Here is a 20,040-nt window from a genome sequence, read left to right as displayed (position 1 = left end):
CGTTTTTGATTTTCAGAAGTGCCGTCAGGCCGCCGCGGATTTTTCCGGGGCGAAACGGGTATAGAAGCTCTGGCCCTTCTCCGCCATTTCGCGCAGCAGCGCCGGGCAGGTGAAGCGCTCGCCGAACTTCTCGGTCAGGCTGTCGCAGCGCTCCGCTGCATAAGGTGTGCCCAGGATGTCCAGCCAGCTCAGCGGACCGCCCGACCAGGGCGCAAAGCCCCAGGCCAGGATCGCGCCCACGTCACCCTCGCGGATGTCCATCAGCACGCCTTCTTCCAGCGCCCGCACCGCTTCCAGCACCTGCGCGAACATCAGCCGTTCCTGCACTTCGATCAGATCGGGCTGTTCAGCCGCGAGCGGATATTTCTCCTGCAGGCCCTTCCAGTATTCGACGCGCTTGCCCTTGTCGTCATACTCAAAGAAGCCCGCGTTCGACTTGCGGCCCAGACGTCCCTGTTCTTCCATCCAGAAAATCAGATCGTCTGCCGGGCTTTCCGGATAGGCATCGCCCATCGCCGCCTTGGTCGCCCGCGCGATCTTGGCGCCCAGGTCAATCGAGGTCTCATCCGTCAGCTGCACCGGTCCCACCGGGAAGCCCAGCTGGCGTGCGGCGTTGTCGATCAGGACGGGCGAGACGCCCTCGGTGATCATCCGCATCCCTTCGTTGATGTAGGGGATGATGCAGCGGTTGGCGTAGAAGAAGCGCGCGTCGTTGACCACGATCGGCGTCTTGCGGATCTGGCGCACATAGTCCAGCGCCTTGGCCACCGCGCGGTCGCCGGTCTCCCTGCCCTTGATGATCTCCACCAGGAACATCTTCTCAACCGGTGAGAAGAAGTGGATGCCGATGAACTGCTCCGGACGGCCTGAGGCCTTGGCCAGTTCGGTGATCGGCAGGGTGGAGGTGTTGGAGGCAAAGATGCAGTCTTCGGGGATGATCGCCTCGACCTTCTTGGTCATCTCGGCCTTGACGCCCGGATCCTCGAACACCGCTTCGATGATCAGGTCGCAGCCTTTCAGCGCGTCCAGATCGGTGGTGGCGGTGATCTGCGCCAGCAGCGCCTCTTTCTTCTCCTCGGTCGCCTTGCCGCGCTTGATGCCCTTGTCCATGTAGGCGGCGGAATAGGCCTTGCCCTTGTCGGCGGCGTCCTGGTCGCGGTCGATCAAGACCACTTCCATGCCCGCCTGTGCCGAGACCAGCGCGATGCCTGCGCCCATCATGCCGGCACCCAGCACGCCGATTTTCTTCACCGACTGGTCCGGCACGCCGGCGGGCCGCACTGCGCCTTTTTCCAGCGCCTGCTTGTTCAAGAACAGGCTGCGGATCATGGCAGAGGAGGACGGGTTCATCAGCACATGAGTGAACCAGCGCGCTTCGATTTTGAGGGCGGTGTCGAAATCGACCAGCGCGCCTTCATAGATCGAGGACAGCAGCGCCTTGGCCGCAGGGAAGGCGCCCTGGGTCTTGCCGTGCACCATCGCGGAGGCACCGACAAATGTCATGAAGCCCGCGGGGTGATAGGGTGCGCCGCCCGGCATCTTGTAGCCTTTGGCGTCCCAGGGCTTGACCAGATCGGCGTCCTTGGCGTTCAGCACCCAGTCCTTGGCAGCCGCCAGCGGATCCTCAGACACGGCGTCGATCAGCTGCGCGCCCTTGGCCTTTTTCGGGTCCATCATCTTGCCTTCCAGCAGGACAGGGGCCGCCGCCATCGCGCCCACCATGCGGGAGTACCGCATGGTGCCGCCGCCGCCGGGGAAGATACCGATCATGATTTCCGGCAGGCCGATCTTGGCCTTCGGGTTGTCGGTCATCACCCGGTGATGGCAGGCCAGCGCAATCTCGGTGCCGATGCCCGCGCAGGTGCCGTTGATGGCGCAGGCCACCGGCTTGCCGCCCTTCTTGGTCTTGGGGTCCATGCCCGCCAGCTCCAGCTTGCGCAGGATGCGGTGGCCGCCCATGGTGAAGTCGAACAGGCCCTGGGCCGGGTTGTCGCCCGATTCCTCGCGGATGGTGGCCAGCACGTTCAGATCCATGCCGCCGGCAAAGTCCTTCTTGCCGCTGGTGATCACGATGCCCTTCACGGCCTCGTCTTCCAGTGCACGGTCCACGTACTCCTCCACCAGGCCAAAGGCCTCGCGGGTGAGGACGTTCATGCTCTTGCCCTCGGCGTCCCAGGTGATGATTGCGACGCCGTCCGCGTCCACGTCGTATTTGAAATCGCTCATGAGTTCTCTCCAGTCTGGTCAGCCGTCAGCGGGCTGCCGTCCTTACGGGTGAAGGTGAACTGCCCTTCGGCAAATTTCACCATCATGTCCAAATCGCTGTAATAGCCGGTCTCGGTTTCGGTGCGGGTTCCTACCACCAGAAACGCTGCCGGCTTGTCCGAACGGTTCACCAGGTGGTGGCCGTTCGCCTCGCCCGCCGGAAAGGCGGCGCAGTCGCCGGGCTGCATTTCATGCGCGCCCTGATCGTCGATCAGGGTGCAGCTGCCCTCGGTCACCATCACGAACTCGTCCTGCTCCATGTGGTAATGGCGCAAGGAAGAGGCCGCGCCGGGCTCCAGCCGGACGATGTTGACGCCGAACTGGCTGAGCCCGCCGGGATCCCCCAGCGGCTGCACGCTGCGGCCCTTGCAGGCCTCGGCCAGCTTGCCGGGGTAGCCCGATCCGGTCCGCCAGGGCAGTTGGGATAGGTCCAGCTTCGGCATCAGACCCGCTCGATGATCGTTGCGGCGCCCATACCCGAGGCGATGCACAGTGTGGCGAGGCCGGTTTGCTTGTCCTGACGCTCCAGCTCATCCAGCAGGGTGCCGATGATGATCGCGCCGGTGGCGCCCAGCGGGTGGCCCATGGCGATGGAGCCGCCGTTGACGTTCACCAGGTCGGGGTCGACGTCAAACGCCTGCTGGAATCGCAGCACGACAGAGGCAAAGGCTTCGTTGACTTCGAACAGGTCGATGTCGCCGATGGTCATGCCGTTGTCGGCCAGGATCTTCTCGGTCACCGGCACCGGGCCGGTCAGCATGATGGTCGGATCGGTGCCGATCTTGGCAGTCGCCTTGATCCGTGCGCGCGGCGTCAGGCCGTGCTTTTCGCCAAACTCCTTGTTGCCGATCAGCAGCGCCGCAGCGCCGTCCACGATGCCGGAGGAGTTGCCCGCATGGTGAATGTGGTTGATCCGCTCCAGATGCGGGTATTTCAGCATCGCGACCTTATCAAAGCCCGGCATCTGCTCGCCCATCATCTGGAAGGCCGGGTTCAGCGAACCCAGCGTCTGCATGTCGGTTCCGGGCCGCATGTATTCGTCATGGCTCAGGATCGGCAGGCCGTTCTGGTCCTTGACGGTGATCACCGATTTCTCGAACCGCTTCTCTTCCCACGCCTTGGCCGCGCGGCGCTGCGATTCCATCGCCAGCGCATCGGCCTGATCGCGGGTAAAGCCATACTCGGTCGCGATGATATCGGCCGAGATGCCCTGCGGCACGAAATAGGTCTCCATCGCGAGGCTCGGGTCCACGGCGATTGCCGCACCGTCGCTGCCCATGGCAACCCGGCCCATCATCTCGACGCCGCCTGCGATATAGGCATCGCCCGCGCCGCCCTTCACCTGGTTTGCGGCCAGGTTCACGGCTTCCATGCCGGAGGCGCAGAAGCGGTTGATCGCCAGACCAGGGATGCGCTCGTCCAGATCAGAGGCGAGAACAGCGGAGCGCGCCAGGCAGCCGCCCTGTTCCATCACCTGGGTCACGTTGCCCCAGATCACGTCCTCGACCGCGTGGCCTTCCAGGTTGTTGCGCTCCTTGATCGCGTTCAGCGTCAGGGCGGAGAGGCGGACCGAGGTCACCTCATGCAAGGAGCCGTCCTTGCGTCCTTTGCCGCGCGGGGTGCGCAGCGCGTCATAGATATATGCGTCTGTCATCTTGCTCTCCTCAGGCCCGGTCCGACGGGTTGCCGGGCATCAAGTCATAGGGGTGTTTCCAGCCGGGCAGGGCGCTGATGCGGTCCAGCCAGGCGTCGATATGGGGCCAGTCGGCCCGGTCGAAGCCGAAGGGCTCCGGGTAAAACAGGTAGCCGCAGCAGGTCAGGTCGGCGTTGGAAAGTCCATCGCCCACGATCCACTCGCGGCCCTGCAGATGGGTGTTCAGGGTTTTGAAGGCCGCTTTCAGGCGGCCCTGCATGAAGGTGATCACCTCCTGCGGGCGCTTGTCCTCGGGGATGAAGTGCATCAGGAACCGGGTCATGCCCGCCTGGCTGGACAGTTTGTGGTTGTCCCACAGGACCCAGCGCAGAACCTCGTATTTGTCCTCGGGGCGGCCTGCGAACTTTCCGGTTTTGTCGCTGATGTACTGCTGGATCACGCCGGACTGCGACAGGCGAACATCCCCGTCCACCAGCACCGGCGCCTCCGCCATCACGTTGAGGCCGCGGTAATCGTCAGTGCGGTGCGCGCCGCTGAAGAAATCGACAAACACCGGCTCCCAGGCCAGGCCCGATAGCTCCAGCGCCAAGGCCGCCTTGTAGGAGTGGCCGCTTTCGCCGAAGCAATGCAGTTTGATTGTCATGTGTTGCTCCCTGTGTCTGCTGGCGGAGCGGGGGTTTCACACCCCCGCGCCCCCGTGGAGTATTTTTGGAAAGATGATGGGGCGTTAACCTGCGTCTGCGCGCAGCGTGCTACCTTGGTCCTGCGGCACAGGCTGGAGAGCCGATGGCCGTGAAAGGTGAAGACGTCCCTGCCCATTTGGCGAAGGCTTGGGGGCAGGGACACTGCCTTTGCTTCATCTTTCCCCAAATACTCAAAATCCATCATCGGCCTCCCCCGTCGCCGCCGCGGCCCCTGCGCCTACAGCGACCGCGCAATCAGCTCCTTCATGATCTCATTGGTGCCGCCATAGATCCGCTGCACGCGGGCATCGGCCCACATCTCGCCCACGGCATATTCCTGCATGTAGCCGTAGCCGCCATGCAGCTGCAGGCATTCGTCCAGCACTTCGCCCTGGGTGTCGGTGATCCAGTATTTGGCCATTGCCGCCTTCTCGACGCTCAAGCGGCCCTGCAGGTGTTCGGCGATGCACTCATCCAGAAAGGCGCGCGCGACCTTGGTCTTGGTCAGGCATTCGGCCAGCTTGAAGCGGGTGTTCTGGAATTGCAGGATCGGGCCGCCAAAGGCCTCGCGCTCCTTGCAGTAGGCCACGGTGCGCTCCACCGCGCCCTCCATCGCGCCGACCGCACCGCAGGCGATGATCAGGCGCTCCTGCGGCAGCTGCTGCATCATCTGGTAGAACCCCTGGCCCTCGGCGCCGCCCAGGATGTTTTCCGGCGGGATCTCCACATCGCTGAAGAACAGCTCCGAGGTGTCCGCCGCATGGCAGCCGATCTTGTCCAGGTTGCGGCCGCGGCTGAAGCCCGCGGCGCCGTCGGTTTCCACCGCCACCAGCGACACGCCCTTGGCGCCCGCGCCAGGGTCGGTCTTGGCTGCGACCAGGATCAGGTTGGCGTGCTGGCCGTTGGTGATGAAGGTCTTCTGCCCGGACAGCCGGTAGGCGTTGCCATCCTTCACCGCCTTGGTCTTGATCGCCTGCACATCCGACCCGGTCGAAGGTTCGGTCATCGCCAGCGCGCCGACCAGTTCGCCGGTCACCATCTTCGGCAGCCAGCGCTGTTTCTGTTCTTCGGTACCATAGGCCAGGATGTAATGCGCCACGATGCCGGAGTGGATGCCGTGGCCCCAGCTGGCCAGGTTGGCCCGGCTGCCTTCCATCAGGATCACCGCCTCATGGCCGAAATCGCCGCCCGCACCGCTGAACTCTTCGGGTACCGAAGGGCACAGCAGGCCCAGTTCACCGGCCTGCTGCCAGGTTTCCCGGTCCATCATGCCCTGCTTGCGCCAGGTCTCGAACTTGGGCGCCCATTCATTGGTGATGAACTGGGCCGTCATTTCGGCAAGCATCTGGTGCTCTTCCGTCATCCAGGCGGACTGCGTGCTGGTCATTTTTCTCCCCTCGGCCGCGTTCGGGCCTATCTTTTGCGCGCCTCCAGCTCGGCGTTGAACAGCCGCAGCCGGTGGGTCAGGTTTTCTTGGTCCGTCACACTGTCGAAATGCTCGAACAGGAATGACAGCGCTTCTCCCTCGTCCAGCCCCGCCTCCTGGGCAAATTTCCTGAGCTTGCGGTAGCCGTCCTCGGTCATCGCGACGGGGAAGCGGCGGGTCAGGCGGAAGCGTTTCGGCATCTATCGGTCCTTTGCATGTCAAGGCACCGGCCAGGGCTGTGTCGGGCGCCCCGCGACGGGGCGCCCAAGGGCATCAGAAGGCGTCCGCGTCCAGGGCCATCACCGTGTCCGCACCGCTTTCGATGCGGGCCAGGTGCAGTTTGGTCGCGGGCAGCCGCCGTGCCATATAGTACCGGCCGGTTGCGAGTTTCGTCTCATAGAACGCCGCGTCACCGGCCCCCGCGTCAAGCGCTTCCTGCGCTGCCTTGCCCATCTTGGCCCACATCAAGCCCAGGCAGACCTGGCCGAACAGGTGCATGAAGTCATAAGAGCCCGCCAGCGCGTGGTTGGGATCTTTCATGCCGTTCTGCATGAAGAACATGCCGGCCGCCTGCAGATCCTTGGAAGCCGCCTGCAGGGGTTTGATGAAGTCCTTGGTGTATGCCTCGGAAATATCTTTGTTTTCCTGGCAGAAGCTCTTCACCAGATCAAAGAACGCAAGGACGTATTTGCCGCCGTGCTGGCCCAGCTTGCGGCCCACCAGGTCCAGCGCCTGCACGCCGTTGGCACCCTCGTAGATCATCGCGATGCGGGCGTCGCGGGTGTATTGCGACATGCCCCATTCCTCGATGTAGCCGTGGCCGCCATAAACCTGCTGCGCCTGCACGGTCATGTCGTAGCCCTGATCGGTCAGGAAGCCCTTGATCACAGGCGTCATCAGCGAGATCAGGCCGTCGGCGTCCTTGTCGCCCGCGCGGTGCGCCTGGTCGATCAGGGTAGCGCCCCACAGAAGGAACGCGCGCGCGCCCTCGGCAAAGCTTTTCTGATCCATCAGCGAGCGGCGGATGTCCGGGTGCACGATCAGCGGATCGGCCGGGCCGTCCGGGTTCTTGGCGCCGGTCACGTCGCGGCCCTGCAGGCGGTCCTTGGCGTATTCCAGAGCGTTCTGATAGGCGGCCTCAGCCTGCGCCAGGCCCTGCATGCCGACGCCCACACGCGCCTCGTTCATCATGGTGAACATCGCGCGCATGCCCTTGTGCTCTTCACCCAGCAGGTAGCCCACCGCGCCGTCATAGTTCATCACGCAGGTGGAGTTGCCGTGGATGCCCATCTTCTCTTCGATCTTGCCGACCGAGACGCCGTTGCGCTCGCCCAGAGAACCGTCCTCGTTCACCAGGAACTTGGGCACGATGAACAGGCTGACACCCTTGATGCCCTCGGGGCCGCCGGGGATCTTGGCCAGCACCAGGTGCACGATGTTTTCCGCCATGTCGTGATCGCCGGAGGAGATGAAGATCTTCTGCCCCGAGATGCGGAAGCTGCCGTCATCCTGCGGTTCCGCCTTGGTGCGCATCAGGCCCAGGTCGGTGCCGCAATGCGGTTCGGTCAGGTTCATGGTGCCGGTCCACTCGCAGGACACCATCTTGGGCAGATAGGTGTGTTTCTGCGTGTCGGTGCCATGCGCCAGGATCGCCGATGCCGCGCCATGGGTCAGGCCCTGGTACATGGTAAAGGCCTGGTTGGCGGCCGAGAAGAACTCGCCCACTGCGGTGCCGATCACATAGGGCATGTTCTGGCCGCCGAACTCTTCCGGCATGTCGATGCCCGGCCAGCCGCCTTCCTTCACCTGCTCAAAGGCGTCCTTGAACCCGTTGGGCGTGTAGACCACGCCGTTTTCCAGGCGGCAGCCTTCGGTGTCGCCCACCACGTTCAGCGGGTGCAGAACTGCGCTGGCGATCTTGCCCGCTTCCTCCAGCACGGCGCCGGTGAATTCAGGTTCCAGCTCGTTGTACCCGGGGATATCCTGGCCAGAGACCTTCAGGACATCATGCAGAATAAACTGGGCGTCTTTGGCGGGGGCTGTATAAGAAGGCATTAGGGTCCTCTTCAGGGGGCTTGTTGGACTTGGTTTGGCGCCGGGCAGGCCGGCAGTGGGGCAGGGCGGCTGCCTATTCGGCAGCCTTTTTCTGGGCCCGCATCGAGGCGATCATCTTTTCGCCCCAGGCGAGCTGGTCTTTCAGGTCCTCGATCGCCTCGGTCAGCTCTTCGCGCTGGCGCTCCATATCGTTGAGCCGGTCCTTGGCAATCTCATAGGTCTTGGTCAGCTGAGTCACCTGCTGGTCGCCGACGTGGTACAGATCCAGCAGCTGGCGGATTTCCTCCAGGCTGAACCCGAACCGCTTGCCGCGCAGGATCAGCTTCAGGCGGGCGCGGTCGCGTTTGGTGAACAGCCGCTTCTGGCCGTCGCGGATCGGGAACAGCAGTTCCTTGGCTTCGTAAAACCGCAGGGTGCGGGGCGTCACGTCAAAGGCCTCGCACATCTCGCGGATGGTCATGGTTTCTTCGGTCATCGTCGTCACTCTTACGGCTTGGTGCAGCCCTAAGCTGAGCACTTCCGGCTTTTCGATCAAGACTGACTTTACGTTTACGTAAGTTGTACGTTGCGTCACTTTTAGGGGCGGTAACAGTTCGCAATACGAACATTATGTGGCGCCGCGTTGCGGAGTGCGGGGGTGGCGGAATCGGCCTTGGCCCCTGCAAACGGGGGCAGGACGAGGGGCGAATCCAATGGCCAGGACACACGCCGCAGGCGCCGCCCCGAGCCGCCGGGCGGGCGTAGCTGCAATGCGGTTGCATATTCAGAAAGGAGAGGTGCCTGGCGTGAACAACGCCGCCAGTGCGAGCCGCAGCGCCATGCCGGCGGCATGCGCTGGCCCGGCGGGCGTTTGCGCCGCGCCGGACTTGGCTGCGTTACTTCAGCAGCGCCTTGGTGCTGGCCCGCAGGGCGGTCAGCTCATCAATGGCTTCATTAATCTGTTCGCGCTGCTTTTCCAGCTCCACCAGCTGGCGGTCGGCCATTTCCATAAAGGCATGGTTCTGGGCGTCGTTGCCCTCTTCCTCATAGATCAGCAGCCACTGGCGGATTTCTTCCAGCTGAAAGCCGAACTTGCGCCCGCGCAGGATCAGCTTCATCCGGGCGCGCTCCCGCGCGCCGTAATAGCGCGAGCGGCCTTCGCGGTCCGGCTGCAGCAATTCGATGTATTCATAATAGCGAAGCGTCCGCGGGGTCACGTCGAACTCTGCGCACATTTCCTTGAATGACAATCTGTTGTCGGTCATCCGTTTTCTCCCTTGCCGGGAACCTATGCACTTGCAGCGAACAGTGCAACCTCCGTGGCGGCACACTTGCGCTTTCGCCGGGCCGCAGCCAAAGATAGGGCAGAGATTTCAAAGGGACAGCCCCATGGCCGACAAGACCCAGCTCGCACGCCAGTTCATCGAAGCGATCCCGCATGCCAAGCAACTGGGCATGAAGCTGACGGAGATCGGCGACGGAACCGCCGAAATCCGCATGGCCTATGACGAAAAGCTGATCGGCGACCCGGCCACCGGGGTGATTCACGGCGGCGCGGTGTCGGCCCTGATGGACACATGCTGCGGCGCAGCGGTGATGAGCCACCCCTCCGCTCCCGGCGGCACCGCGACCATCGACCTGCGCATCGACTATATGCGGCCCGCCACGCCCGGCCAGCCGATCACCACCCGCGCAACCTGCCACCACATCACCCGCACCGTCGCCTTTGTCCGCGCCGTGGCGATGGATGAGGACCAGGACCGCCCTGTCGCCACCGCCGCAGGCGCCTTTACCGTGGAGAAGAAGTTTTGAGCCGCCCCCGTCCCGAACCGATCCAGGTGGTCAAGCAGCGCCGCGATGCCGCGCTGTCGGCGCTGGTGGATTCGGTGCCGTACATCCGATTCCTGAACGTGACCTTCGACCGCCGCGGCGATGAGCTGACGGCGCAGCTGAATTTCGACGACAAGCTGATCGGCAACCCCTTCCTGCCGGCCATCCACGGCGGCGTTACCGCGGCATTTCTTGAGATCACCTCGATGATCACCCTCAACTGGTCCTTCCTTTGGCCGCGCATTGAATCCGGCGACCTGGACCCGGCACAGATGGCCAAGGGCAACCTGCCGCGCCAGCCCAAGACCATCGACTTCACCGTCGATTACCTGCGCTCCGGCCTGCCGCGGGATGCTTATGCACGGGCACGTGTAAACCGCTCCGGCCGCCGCTATGCCTCGGTGCATGTGGAGGCCTGGCAGGACCACAAGGACAAGCTGTTTGCCCAGGCCACCGGCCACTTCCTGATGCCGCAGGACGCAAGCGGCGAAGGCTGAAGTCATGAGCAGCGCGGATACGGACATCACCCACGCCCGGGTGCTTAGAATCGCGTTGCCGATTGTGCTGTCGAACGCCACCGTCCCCATCCTGGGCGCCGTTGACACCGGCGTGGTCGGGCAGATGGGGCAGGCCGCCCCGATTGGCGCGGTCGGCATCGGCGCGGCGATCCTGGCGGCGGTTTACTGGATCTTCGGCTTCCTGCGCATGGGCACCACCGGGATGGCCGCTCAGGCGCGCGGCGCGGGGGACTGGGCCGAAACCGGGGCTCTGCTGATGCGCGGCCTGCTGCTGGCTTTTGCTGCCGGGGCGCTGTTCATCATCGCCCAGGCCGCGGTGTTCTGGGGCGCCTTCGCGCTGGCGCCTGCCAGTCCCGAGGTCGAAACCCTTGCCCGCGGTTATCTGGAGGTCCGCATCTGGGGCGCGCCTGCCACCATCGCGCTCTATGCCGTCACGGGCTGGCTGATCGCGGTCGAGCGCACCCGCGGCGTGTTCCTGCTGCAGGTCTGGATGAACGGGCTGAACATCGTGCTGGATCTGTGGTTTGTGCTTGGCCTCGGCTGGGGCGTGGAGGGTGTCGCCCTGGCCACGCTGATTGCCGAATGGACCGGGCTGGCGCTGGGGCTGTACCTGTGCCGCGATGCGTTTGCGGGCGACCAGTGGCGCAACTGGGCGCGGGTGTTCGACGCGGCGCGGCTCAGGCGGATGGTGCAGGTGAATGGCGACATCATGGTGCGCTCGGTGCTGCTGACGGGGTCGTTCACCACCTTCCTGTTCATCAGCTCTGGCGTGGGTGACGTGAACCTGGCGGCCAACCAGATCCTGCTGCAGTTCCTGTCGGTCACCGCGTTTGCCCTGGACGGCTTTGCCTTTGCCGCCGAAGCGCTGGTGGGTGGTGCGGTTGGCGCCCGCGCCCGCGCCAGGCTGCGCCGGGCGGCGGTGATTGCCGCGCAATGGAGCACCGGCGGGGCGGTGCTTATGGGGGCGGGGTTTGCCTTGGCAGGACCTGCGGTGATCGACCTGATGGCCACAGCGCCGGAGGTGCGCGACGCGGGCCGCGTCTACTTGCTGTGGGCGGTGCTGGCACCGGTGCTGAGCGTGGCGAGCTACATGTTCGACGGAATCTACATCGGTGCCACCTGGACCCGCGAGATGCGGCGGGCGATGGTGCAGGCGGTGGGTGTCTACGTGCTGGCGCTGCTGGTGCTGGTGCCAGCGTTCGGCAACCACGGCCTGTGGGCGTCTTTGATGGTGTTGAATGTGGCGCGCGGCGTGACGCTGGGATTGCGGTATCCGCGGCTGGAGGCGCAGGTGGGCACCTGAGCCGCCCGGAAGTCTGTAAGACTTCCGGCTCGTTTTCCGGCACGGAAAACCGGCGCTTCGCGCCAAAAAATCCTCCCAGGATCTTTGGCAGTTTCCCGCGCCGGGAAACGGTTACAGCAGCGCTTCGATCGCCTCGGTCGGGCGTCCGATCACCGCCTTGCCGTCCTGGATCGCAATCGGCCGCTCGATCAGGATCGGATGCGCGGCCATCGCCGCCAGCAAGTCGTCCTCCGGGCTGTCCTTGCTCAGACCCAGCTCTTTGAAGGTTTTTTCACCCGTCCGCATCATCTCCACCGCAGAAACACCAAGCGCAGCTTGCACCTGCTTGATTTCCTCAACCGAGGGCGTGTCCTGCAAATAGAGCCGCACCTGCACGTCACCGCCGCGCTCTTCCAGCAGCGCCAGACCGGCGCGGGATTTCGAACAGCGGGGGTTATGCCAATAGGTGATCACAGCCAGTCCTTCCGTTTCGTGCCAACCGCTTGCGCGACATTGTCAAAACCGTCGCGGGCCAGCAATTCATCCAGCCCGCGGGCAATATCGCCCGCCAGCGACAACCCGCCATAGACCATCGCCGTGTAGAACTGCACGGCTGAGGCCCCGGCGCAGATCTTCGCATAAGCCTGTTCCGCCGTGCTGATGCCGCCGACACCGACCAGCGGCACTTGGCCCTCCAGCAGGTCCGACAGCTGCGCCAGAACCCGGGTGGATTTTTCAAACAGCGGCGCGCCGGACAGGCCGCCGGCCTCGCCCTTGTGTTCACTGTGAAGCCCGTCGCGGGACAGGGTGGTGTTGGTGGCAATCACCGCGTCGATGCCGGTTTCCACGGCGACGGCGGCAATGTCCTCGATCCCGGCGCGGTCCAGATCCGGGGCGATCTTCAGGAACACCGGCACCCGGCGGCTGAGGCTGTCGCGGGTCTCTATCACCCCCGCCAGCAGCGCCGACAAAGCCGCCTTGCCCTGCAGGTCGCGCAGCTTCTCGGTGTTGGGGGAGGAGACATTGACCGTGGCAAAGTCCAGATGCGCGCCGCAATGGGCCAGCACCTTGGCAAAATCCGCGGCGCGGTCGGCGCTGTCCTTGTTGGCACCCAGATTGAGGCCGATCACCGCATCCCGCGGCCGCTGGGAGAGGCGCATGCCAATCGCCTCCATGCCCTCGTTGTTGAACCCGAAGCGGTTGATCGCGGCCTTGTCCTCGGTCAGACGGAACAGGCGTGGCTTGGGGTTGCCGGGCTGCGGGCGGGGGGTGGCGGCGCCAACCTCGATAAAGCCAAAGCCGGACTTCGCCAGCGGAACCAGCGCCTCGGCGTTTTTGTCATAGCCTGCGGCGAGGCCCACCGGGTTCGGCAGATCAATGCCCGCCAGCGTGGTCCTCAGCCGCGCCGAAGTGACCGGGCCGGGGGCCGGGGTCAGCCCCATGGTCAGCGCCTTGATCGACAGCCCGTGCGCGGCCTCCGGATCAATTCGGTGCATTGCGGCCAGGGCCAGCTTTTCGGTCAGCTTCATGCCATCTCCTCAGGGAACTTATGGGTGCCCTCAACAAGCGGCAGCGGCTTGGCCCAGACCACGTCCGTCGTGCGGATGTTGCGGTAAAGGTGCGGGAACTCGGCGCCGCCGCGGGACACCTCCCACTTCAGGTCATCGCCCATCGCATCGGCATCGCAGGCCAGCAGGGTCAGCCCCTCGGCACCAGCGAAATGCTTGGCCGCGGTTTCCGCCGCCTGGGTAGCGGTGGAGAAATGGACGTAGCCGTCCGCAACATCAATCGGCGCGCCGCTGGTCTCGCCCGCGGCCTGCAGTGCGGCCCATTCGTCCGCCCGGAAAATCTTGTAAATCAGCATGAGCGCCTGATGCCCTGCGTTTGCAAAGGAATCAAGGGGGATTGGCCGTATGCGGCCGTGCAAAGATGACGTCAGGAGAGGGCGGGTGGCGGCTTTTCCCCTTTGACCGAAGCGGTGTTTGGGCGCAGGCTTGGTCAAAACAGAACAACGGGAGCGCTCCTCATGATTGCACGCATTCTCACATCGGTTGCAGCCCTGGCCCTGACTGCCGGCGCGTCTGCGGCGGAGTACAGGCTGACCATCCTGCACACCAACGACTTCCATTCACGGTTTGAGCCGATCAACAAATACGACAGCACCTGCGATGCGGAGGATCAGGCCGAGGGGAAGTGCTTTGGCGGCACCGCGCGGCTGGTGACGGCGATTGCGGACGCGCGGGCGCGGGCGGAGAATGCGATCCTGGTGGATGGCGGCGACCAGTTCCAGGGCTCGCTGTTCTATACCTATTACAAGGGCAAGGCCGCGGCGGAGTTCATGAACCATCTGGGCTATGACGGGATGACCGTCGGCAACCATGAGTTCGACGACGGCCCGGAGGTGCTGCGCGGGTTCATGGATGCGGTGGGCTTTCCGATCTTGATGTCGAATGCCGATGTGTCTGCTGAACCGGCGCTGGCGGATGTGCTGAAGAAATCCACGGTGATTGAGCAGGGCGGTGAGAAGATCGGCCTCATCGGTCTGACGCCGGAGGATACGCATGAGCTGGCAAGCCCCGGCAAGAACGTGCATTTCTCCGACCCGGTGGCGGCGGTGCAGGCGGAAGTGGACCGGCTGACCGCCGAAGGGGTGAACAAGATCGTGGTGCTCAGCCACTCCGGCTATGGTGTGGACCAGCGGGTGGCGGCGGAGACCACAGGCGTCGATGTGATCGTGGGCGGGCACTCGAATACCTACCTCTCCAACACGTCTGAGAAGGCCGCGGGGCCGTACCCGACTGTTGTGAACGGGGTGCAGATCGTGCAGGCCTATGCCTATGGCAAGTTCCTGGGTGAACTGAGCGTGACATTTGACGATGCGGGCAATGTCGTCAGCGCCGAGGGCGAGCCGCTGATCATGGATGCCGCCGTCAGCGAGGATGCAGCCACGTTGGACCGGATCGCCGAACTGGCCCAGCCGCTGGATGAGATCCGCAACAAGGTGGTGGCGGAGACCTCGGAGCCGGTCGAGGGCAGCCGCGATGTCTGCCGGGTGCAGGAGTGCCAGATGGGCAATCTGGTGGCTGATGCCATGCTCGACAGGGTGAAGGATCAGGGCGTGACCATCGCCATTGCGAACTCCGGCGGCATCCGCTCCAGTCTGGATGCGGGGGAGGTCAGCATGGGCGAGGTGCTGACCATTCTGCCGTTCCAGAACACGCTGTCGACATTCCAGATCGACGGCAAGACGCTGGTCGCGGCGCTGGAGAACGGCGTCAGCCAGGTGGAGGATGTCAAGGGCCGCTTCCCGCAGGTGGCGGGGCTGAAATTCAGCTGGGACAGTTCTGCCGCGCCGAACGAAGGCCGGGTCACCGAGGTGATGGTGGCAGAGGGCGAGGGTTTTGTGCCCATTGATCCGGCCAAGACTTATGTGGTGGTGACCAATGACTACGTCCGCAACGGCGGTGATGGCTATGCGATGTTCGAGGGCGACGACAAGAACGCCTACGACTTCGGCCCGGATCTGGCGGATGTGCTGGCAGAGTATCTGGCGGCGCAAGGGCCCTATACGCCTTATACCGACGGGCGGATTTCACGGGTGAAATAAGCCTCGGTATTTAGGTCCGGACCGGACCGAATGTTTCGCGCGCGAAACATTCGGGCAGGAGGGCTGCCGCATTATTTTCAGGGAATAGCAACCTTCGCCGGCGCTTGGTTAACGGGCTGGCGGGGGCTTTTCCAAGGCCGGCACGCGTGGCAGAATGCGGGCCATGGACCACCCGCTGATCGAACTTATCAATGCCCGCATCGAAGCCGCCGAGAAGGACGGCGCCTTTGACAATCTGCAAGGCGCCGGCAGGCCGCTGCCCAAATGCGAGGACCCGGAGAATGAACTGGTCAACCGCCTGGTGCGCGAAAGCGGCGGGGTGCCGGAGTTCGTGAGCCTGTCGCGTGAGCTGCAGCGCTTGCGGGCGGAGCTGCGCGAGACCGGCGACCGCAGCCGCCGGCAGGAGATTCTGAAAGAGATGTCGATGATGGACGCGCGGATCGAGATCGCGCGCAAGACCTACACCAAGTAGACCCTGTTACCCTTTGATTTCCGGCCAGATTTCCGGGTCCAGCCCGTCGATGAAGGGCGCCAGAACATTGGCGTATTTCTCCCATTTGCCGATTGAGCGCGTGTGCGCCGTCTGGCGGACCTGGGTGTTTGACAGCGTCAGTACCTGGCCTTCGTGGCGTTCCGGGTGGGCCATGTCCTCGACCCACTCCAGACCGCAGAAGTCCGCCAGCTTGCGGCTTTCGCCCTCAATATCCGTAACGAAGCTCTCATAACGCAAATCATAGATCCGCCCCGGCATCACCTGCCGCCAGTGCTGCATCAGCCGGCCGTAGAGGTTGAACCGGTGCGCCATCGCCTTGAGGTCATAGGCATAGGTCAGCGAGCTGCCGGAGAAATAGCCGCGCCAGATCGACAGCGCCACATCGCGCGGGTCGCGGCAAAGATGAACAAACCGTGCATCCCGGTAAGCCGTCCGAAGATGGCCCAAGAGGCGGTAGTTGTCGGGCATCTTGTCGACATAGGCCGCTGTGCCCTCGGGCATTTCCGGCAGGCGGCTGATGTCTTCCGTCACGAAATTGCGGGCGGCTTCGGGGGTGAAGTCCTGATCCTTGTCGATAAAGGGGTGCAGCAGGAAGGCCGGCACGCCGCGCTCGCCCAGCGGGAATACATCGGGGTGCAGGCCGATCACGGTCTCCGTCAGTGTGGTGCCGGAGCGCGGCATCCCCACGACATAGATCGGGCGCGGGCCCTCGGGCGCGGTGTCCGCCGGGGTGATCTCCGCCGGGAAGGCGGCCATGATCCGGCTGAACTGGCGTTCGCTTTCCTCATAGTCATAGGGGTTCTGCGCCGCCATGCAGGCGTTGGCCTCGTCATTATGGGCGGCAAAGGCGTCCTTGTCGCCTGCCTGATCGGCAATCCGGGCCAGGGCAAAGCTGACGTTGGCACGGTCGAGCGAGCGGGGGGCGGCGGCCTTCAGCGCCTTTTGCGCGACGGGCAGCAGCTCGGCGTTCTGCTCGCGGCTGCTGATCCGGGCCAGCATTTCCAGCACCTGGGTGTCCTTGGGGTCCAGCTCCAGGATCGCGAGGCAGTGGCCGCGGGCGGCGGCAGCGTCTCCGTTGGAAATCAGCTGGCTGGCCAGGCGCCTGCGGGCCTCGATGTTCTGCGGGGCAAACGCAACGGCCTTCTGCGCGGCTTCGGTGGCCTCGTCCTGCCGCATCAGGCGGGCCAGCAGCAGGCTGGCGCTCTGCAGGGCGTCGGCGTCATGCGGGTTCACCTTGAGCGCCGCCTGATAGTCCGCCAGCGTGGCCTTTTCATCGCCGAGCGTGTTCCAGGCGGTGGCGCGCAGCCGCAGCATCCGCGGCTGGCGCGGATCGCGGGCCAGTGCTGCGGTGGCGGTCTCGATCGCGGCCTCGGGCGCATTCATCACCAGATGCGCCTGCGCCTGCAGATACAGCGCCGCCTGATCGCCGGGCTGATCCTTCAGCACCCGCTCCAGCAGCTTCATCGCCTGTTCGCCTTGCTGCAGGAACAGCAGGGTCTGCGCCAGGTTCTTGCGCGCGTCGTGAAAGCCGGGCGCCAGCGCCAGGGCCTTCTTGAAATACGGGACGGCATCGCGGTGCTTGCCCAGGCCCGACAGGGAGATGCCGGCGATATTGGGAAAATCCGGGTGGCTCTTGTGCCGCTTCATGCCGCCCTTGGACTGCTTCAGCGCCTGCTTGAACTTGCCCTGGTTGAGAAAGCCCAGGGCGGACTGGAGATCGTTCTGAAGAGTCATGAGGCCTATCTATCATCCTGTCGGGGCGGCTGAAAACCGGTGGGCCAGGGAGGCTTTGCATCCGCGCCGCGGCCTGGGTTAGAAATCAGCATGTGCGGACGATTTGCCATAACCCTGCCCACGGATGCAATGGCGCAGCTGTTTGCGGCGCAGCCCGCCAACGATCTGCCCCGGGTGCCGAACTTCAATGTTTGCCCGACCAACGCTGTGCATGCGGTGCAGGCGGGCGAGGCGGGGCGGCAGCTGGTTGCGATGCGCTGGGGGTTTCTGCCGCATTGGTACAAGGCGGAAACCGCCGGGCCGCTGCTGATCAATGCGCGGGCCGAGACGATTGCGGAAAAGCCCGCCTTTGCCGCTGCAGCCCGGGAGCGGCGCTGCCTGATCCCGGCCACCGGTTTTTATGAATGGACCAAGGCGGAGAACGGCGCACGGCTGCCTTGGTACATCCACCGCAGCGATGGTGCGCCGATAGCGTTCGCAGCGGTCTGGCAAAGCTGGGGATCGGACGATCCGGTCAAGACCTGTGCCATCGTCACCACCGCGGCAAACGAGGGGCTGTCGGCGATCCATCACCGGATGCCGCTGATCCTGGAGCCGCAGAACTGGGGCAAGTGGCTGGGTGAGGAGGGTCGCGGCGCCGCAGCGCTGATGCAGCCGGGGGCAGAGGGTATTCTGGACTATCACCGGGTTGATCCGGCGGTGAACTCAAACCGGGCCGGGGGGCCTGAGCTGATCGAGCCGTTTGAGGACGGCGATACCCCGCGCGGCCGCCTGATCTGAGCGCTTATTCGGCCGCCTGGCTGCCGGGCAGGTCGCGCTGCGGCGCCCGGCTCAGCTCATTGGCGGCGAGGGTTGCTTTGCGCAGCAGGGCCACAAAGATTTCCCGCTCCGCCTCGGTGAGGCCGGTGAAGATCGCGGGCTGGGCGGCTTGAACAACCGGCAGGATCCGGTCCAGCAGCTCCTCACCGTCGCGGGTCAGGCTGACTTCGCGGGCGCGGCGATCCGCAGCGGAAACACGGCGCGCCACCAGGCCCTTGTCCGCCAGCCGGTCCACCACCTTGCCCAGGGTGGCGCGGTCATAGGCGATCAGCCCCGCGACTGAGGCCTGGTCGATGCCGGGATGGCGCCGGATGGCGGCCAGGGCGGAAAACTGCACCGGGGTCAGATCCACCCCCTCATCAGCCATCCGCTCCATGAACTGGGCGACGGAGATCTGGTGCAGCCGCCGGATCAGGTGGCCGGGCAGAGCGTGTATGTCCAAAGGGTCGGTGTCCATCGGTCCTGGTCCTTGCCGCTGTGGCGCCGCCGGGCCTTCTGCCCGGGCTGGTCTGTTCGCTTCGTTTGCCTTACTGCCCCGCGCGCAGTGCGCGCAAGTATTATTGCCGCAGGAGGGCCGTTTGCGGCTTTTCCTTGCGCAGGGGGCGGGGTACAGCAAAGGCATGGCGCTGACATTCACATCCCTGCAAGAGTTTTACGGCCACGGGTTCGACACCGTGATCGACGTGCGCAGCCCGGCGGAATTTGCCGAAGACCACGTGCCGGGCGCCATCAGCCTGCCGGTGCTGAACAACGAGGAACGCGCCGAGGTCGGCACCATCTATGTGCAGGACAGCCCCTTTAGGGCGCGCAAGCTGGGGGCGGCGCTGGTGTTCCGCAATGCCGCCAACCATATCGAACAAAGCCTGAGCCACCATGAGGGCGGCTGGAAGCCGCTGGTCTATTGCTGGCGCGGCGGCCAGCGGTCCGGGTCCTTCACCTGGATGCTGCAGCAGATCGGCTGGCGTGCCGAGGTGGTGGAGGGCGGTTACCAGACTTACCGCCGCCTGGTGCACAAGGCGATGTACGAGACCGTTCTGCCGCACCGGCTGGTGGCGCTGGACGGTTATACCGGATCGGCAAAGACCGAGGTGCTGAACCGCGCGGCGCAGCTGGGGGTGCAGGTGCTGGATCTGGAGGGGCTGGCCAATCACCGCGGCTCCCTTCTCGGCGAGATGCCGACGCCGCAGCCGTCGCAGAAGGGGTTTGAATCCGCTGTGTCTGGGGCGCTGATGCGGCTGGACCCCGCCCGCCCGGTGCTGGTGGAGGCCGAGTCGAACAAGATCGGCCAGCGGATCATCCCGCCGGCGGTCTGGGACGCCATGAAGCAGGCCCCCCGCATCGAGCTGCAGGTGCCGGTGGCGGCGCGCTGCCGCTATCTGGCGGCGGCCTATGACGACATCCTGTCGGACGCAGCGCGGCTGCGCGAGAAGCTGGGCCCGTTGCGCGCCCATCGCTCCGGCGCTGTGGTGGACGGCTGGTTTGCCAGCATCGAGGCGGGGGACAAGGCTGCTTTGACTGAAGCGCTGATGCTGGAGCATTACGATCCCGCCTACCGCAAGTCCCGGACCGCGATCGGGGCGGAGGTGGCTGCCACGGTGGAGGCTGATGCGCTGGACGAGTCCGGACTGCAGGCGGCCGCGGCGCAGGTTGCGGAGATCATGGCACGCGTCTGACCGGCGGTTCTCCCGCCCGTCG

The 20,040-nt window shown here is 64.7% G+C and carries 21 protein-coding genes; 7 read left to right on the top strand and 14 right to left on the bottom strand.

The window, feature by feature from the left end:
- Positions 1-24: 24 nt before the first annotated feature.
- From ACTRWG_RS16510 to ACTRWG_RS16470, 9 genes are all read right to left on the bottom strand, one after another.
- Positions 25-2,226: a 3-hydroxyacyl-CoA dehydrogenase NAD-binding domain-containing protein gene (locus ACTRWG_RS16510; RefSeq protein ID WP_462829615.1), complete on the bottom strand. Its 2,202-nt coding sequence runs from the start codon at positions 2,224-2,226 to the stop codon at positions 25-27.
- Entirely contained in the window at positions 2,223-2,708 is a 486-nt protein-coding gene (locus ACTRWG_RS16505) for a cupin domain-containing protein (RefSeq protein WP_435659792.1), read from the bottom strand. The genes ACTRWG_RS16510 and ACTRWG_RS16505 overlap by 4 nt, the downstream gene beginning before the upstream one ends.
- The gene (locus ACTRWG_RS16500; protein ID WP_259972276.1) at positions 2,708-3,919 is read right to left on the bottom strand and encodes an acetyl-CoA C-acetyltransferase; all 1,212 of its coding nucleotides are present in this window, start codon (positions 3,917-3,919) and stop codon (positions 2,708-2,710) included. Before ACTRWG_RS16500 ends, ACTRWG_RS16505 begins: the two co-directional genes overlap by 1 nt.
- Positions 3,920-3,929: 10 nt before the next feature.
- Positions 3,930-4,562: a glutathione S-transferase family protein gene (locus tag ACTRWG_RS16495; RefSeq protein ID WP_027238015.1), complete on the bottom strand. Its 633-nt coding sequence runs from the start codon at positions 4,560-4,562 to the stop codon at positions 3,930-3,932.
- 278 nt (positions 4,563-4,840) lie between these two features.
- Positions 4,841-5,989, bottom strand: a complete 1,149-nt coding sequence (locus ACTRWG_RS16490; RefSeq protein WP_462829613.1) for an acyl-CoA dehydrogenase family protein — start codon at positions 5,987-5,989, stop codon at positions 4,841-4,843.
- A gap of 26 nt (positions 5,990-6,015) precedes the next feature.
- Positions 6,016-6,228, bottom strand: coding sequence for a hypothetical protein (locus ACTRWG_RS16485; protein ID WP_027238013.1), 213 nt, complete (start codon positions 6,226-6,228; stop codon positions 6,016-6,018).
- A gap of 73 nt (positions 6,229-6,301) precedes the next feature.
- Entirely contained in the window at positions 6,302-8,083 is a 1,782-nt protein-coding gene (locus tag ACTRWG_RS16480) for an acyl-CoA dehydrogenase C-terminal domain-containing protein (protein WP_462829612.1), read from the bottom strand.
- Positions 8,084-8,156: 73 nt separating this feature from the next.
- Positions 8,157-8,558, bottom strand: coding sequence for a MerR family transcriptional regulator (locus ACTRWG_RS16475; RefSeq protein WP_027238011.1), 402 nt, complete (start codon positions 8,556-8,558; stop codon positions 8,157-8,159).
- Positions 8,559-8,958: 400 nt separating this feature from the next.
- On the bottom strand, positions 8,959-9,327 hold the full coding sequence (locus tag ACTRWG_RS16470; RefSeq protein ID WP_027238010.1) for a MerR family transcriptional regulator: 369 nt from the start codon (positions 9,325-9,327) through the stop codon (positions 8,959-8,961).
- Positions 9,328-9,451: 124 nt separating this feature from the next.
- Here ACTRWG_RS16470 and ACTRWG_RS16465 point away from each other — a divergent pair, with 124 nt between their 5' ends.
- From ACTRWG_RS16465 to ACTRWG_RS16455, 3 genes are read left to right on the top strand one after another with little or no spacing between them, the layout of a single operon-like run.
- Complete coding sequence (locus ACTRWG_RS16465; RefSeq protein WP_027238009.1) at positions 9,452-9,874, top strand: PaaI family thioesterase; 423 nt, start codon at positions 9,452-9,454, stop codon at positions 9,872-9,874.
- A complete protein-coding gene (locus tag ACTRWG_RS16460; protein ID WP_027238008.1) occupies positions 9,871-10,389 on the top strand; it encodes a PaaI family thioesterase in 519 nt (172 codons plus the stop codon). Before ACTRWG_RS16465 ends, ACTRWG_RS16460 begins: the two co-directional genes overlap by 4 nt.
- Positions 10,390-10,393: 4 nt before the next feature.
- Complete coding sequence (locus ACTRWG_RS16455) at positions 10,394-11,713, top strand: MATE family efflux transporter (protein WP_027238007.1); 1,320 nt, start codon at positions 10,394-10,396, stop codon at positions 11,711-11,713.
- A 111-nt stretch (positions 11,714-11,824) separates the two neighbouring features.
- Here the strand turns inward: ACTRWG_RS16455 and arsC are convergent, their stop codons facing one another.
- From arsC to ACTRWG_RS16440, 3 genes are read right to left on the bottom strand one after another with little or no spacing between them, the layout of a single operon-like run.
- Complete coding sequence (arsC, locus tag ACTRWG_RS16450) at positions 11,825-12,166, bottom strand: arsenate reductase (glutaredoxin) (RefSeq protein ID WP_027238006.1); 342 nt, start codon at positions 12,164-12,166, stop codon at positions 11,825-11,827.
- Complete coding sequence (locus tag ACTRWG_RS16445; RefSeq protein WP_462829611.1) at positions 12,163-13,221, bottom strand: quinone-dependent dihydroorotate dehydrogenase; 1,059 nt, start codon at positions 13,219-13,221, stop codon at positions 12,163-12,165. Before ACTRWG_RS16445 ends, arsC begins: the two co-directional genes overlap by 4 nt.
- Positions 13,218-13,556: a DUF952 domain-containing protein gene (locus ACTRWG_RS16440; RefSeq protein WP_462829609.1), complete on the bottom strand. Its 339-nt coding sequence runs from the start codon at positions 13,554-13,556 to the stop codon at positions 13,218-13,220. The genes ACTRWG_RS16445 and ACTRWG_RS16440 overlap by 4 nt, the downstream gene beginning before the upstream one ends.
- Before the next feature lie 162 nt (positions 13,557-13,718).
- Between ACTRWG_RS16440 and ACTRWG_RS16435 the strand changes: the two genes are divergently transcribed.
- Together ACTRWG_RS16435 and ACTRWG_RS16430 are read left to right on the top strand one after the other, a co-directional pair.
- The gene (locus tag ACTRWG_RS16435) at positions 13,719-15,299 is read left to right on the top strand and encodes a bifunctional metallophosphatase/5'-nucleotidase (protein ID WP_462829608.1); all 1,581 of its coding nucleotides are present in this window, start codon (positions 13,719-13,721) and stop codon (positions 15,297-15,299) included.
- A 163-nt stretch (positions 15,300-15,462) separates the two neighbouring features.
- Positions 15,463-15,771, top strand: coding sequence for a DnaJ family domain-containing protein (locus tag ACTRWG_RS16430; protein WP_462829607.1), 309 nt, complete (start codon positions 15,463-15,465; stop codon positions 15,769-15,771).
- 6 nt (positions 15,772-15,777) lie between these two features.
- Here ACTRWG_RS16430 and ACTRWG_RS16425 read toward each other — a convergent pair whose 3' ends face one another.
- A complete protein-coding gene (locus tag ACTRWG_RS16425) occupies positions 15,778-17,526 on the bottom strand; it encodes a tetratricopeptide repeat-containing sulfotransferase family protein (protein ID WP_462829606.1) in 1,749 nt (582 codons plus the stop codon).
- A 90-nt stretch (positions 17,527-17,616) separates the two neighbouring features.
- Here ACTRWG_RS16425 and ACTRWG_RS16420 point away from each other — a divergent pair, with 90 nt between their 5' ends.
- Positions 17,617-18,306, top strand: a complete 690-nt coding sequence (locus ACTRWG_RS16420) for an SOS response-associated peptidase (protein ID WP_435659781.1) — start codon at positions 17,617-17,619, stop codon at positions 18,304-18,306.
- Positions 18,307-18,310: 4 nt separating this feature from the next.
- On the opposite strand, the gene ACTRWG_RS16415 is transcribed toward ACTRWG_RS16420, so the two are convergent.
- A complete protein-coding gene (locus ACTRWG_RS16415) occupies positions 18,311-18,802 on the bottom strand; it encodes a MarR family winged helix-turn-helix transcriptional regulator (RefSeq protein WP_027237999.1) in 492 nt (163 codons plus the stop codon).
- Positions 18,803-18,965: 163 nt separating this feature from the next.
- On the opposite strand from ACTRWG_RS16415, the gene mnmH reads away from it, so the two are divergent.
- Complete coding sequence (gene mnmH, locus ACTRWG_RS16410) at positions 18,966-20,018, top strand: tRNA 2-selenouridine(34) synthase MnmH (RefSeq protein ID WP_027237998.1); 1,053 nt, start codon at positions 18,966-18,968, stop codon at positions 20,016-20,018.
- The last annotated feature ends 22 nt before the right edge of the window (positions 20,019-20,040 follow it).

This window comes from Leisingera sp. G5_S3_59_S7, assembly GCF_054968485.1.
This window is presented reverse-complemented; position numbering and strand designations above follow the sequence as displayed.